The 1,132-nt window shown below is 70.3% G+C and carries 1 pseudogene; it reads right to left on the bottom strand.

What is annotated here, in order from left to right:
* A pseudogene (locus ASG00_RS17900) lies at positions 1-1,132 on the bottom strand (bifunctional [glutamine synthetase] adenylyltransferase/[glutamine synthetase]-adenylyl-L-tyrosine phosphorylase); the annotation flags it as partial.

Below are 1,132 nucleotides of genomic sequence, written 5' to 3'. Positions count from 1 at the left end.
CCCGACGGAACGCGAGGAGGCCGTAGTCGGGGTCGACGCCGTCGGCGAACCAGCGCAGCATCACAGGCATGAGGTGGCGCTGGATCGTGGCCTTGCGACTGAGACCAGAGGTGAGCGCGGCGATGTGGCGCAGCGCCCCCGCCGGGTCGCGGAATCCGATCGCGGTGAGGCGGTCGTGCGCCTGCTCGGGCGACAGCGTGCGCTCCCCCTCGCCCAGCGAGGCGACCGCCGACAGCAGTGGACGGTAGAAGAGCCGCACGTGCACGTCTCGCACGTCGCGCTTGATGCGCTCCCACAGCTCCCAGATCTCCGCAGCCGACCCCGCCAGCCCACTCGTGCGGGCGAGCACACGACGCTCGTCCTCTTCCCGCGGCATCAGATGGGTTCGGCTCAGACGTCGCAGCTGCACGCGGTGCTCGAGCACCCGCAGCACCCGGTAGTCGGACACGAAGACCGCGGCATCCGCCCGCCCGATGTAGCCGCCGTCGACAAGCGCCGCGAGGGCGGGCAGTGTGCCGCGCTCGCGCACGGTCGCATCCGTCAATCCGTGTACGAGCTGGAGCAACTGCACCGTGAACTCGACGTCTCGGATGCCGCCGGGCCCGAGTTTGAGCTGGAACGGCACGTCGGCGGCGGGGATGTGCTCGGTGACCCGCTCGCGCATGCGCTGCACGCTGTCGACGAAGTTCGTGCGGGCGGCGCTCGACCAGACCTTGGGGGCGACCGCCTCGATGTAGCGTGCGCCGAGGTCCGGATCGCCGGCGATCGCGCGGGCCTTCAGCAGGGCCTGGAACTCCCAGCTCGACGCCCATCGGTCGTAGTACGACAGGTGGGATTCGAGCGTGCGCACGAGGGCGCCCTGCTTGCCCTCCGGACGCAGGTTCGCGTCGACCTCCCACAGGGGCGGCTCGATCTCCATGCTCGAGATGCCGCGCATCGTCTGCACGGCGAGACGGGTGGCGATGTCGACCACGCGGCTGCCGCCGAGCCGCTCGGTGGTGACGTCGTCCGCGTCGCCGACGAAGATGACGTCGACATCGGACACGTAGTTGAGTTCGCGCGCGCCGGTCTTGCCCATCCCGATGATCGCGAGCGCGACCGCAGCGACGTCGTCGCGGGGGAACATGGAAGC

The organism is Microbacterium sp. Leaf351 (assembly GCF_001423825.1).
Taxonomy (GTDB): Bacteria; Actinomycetota; Actinomycetes; order Actinomycetales; family Microbacteriaceae; genus Microbacterium; species Microbacterium ginsengisoli.
This window is presented reverse-complemented; position numbering and strand designations above follow the sequence as displayed.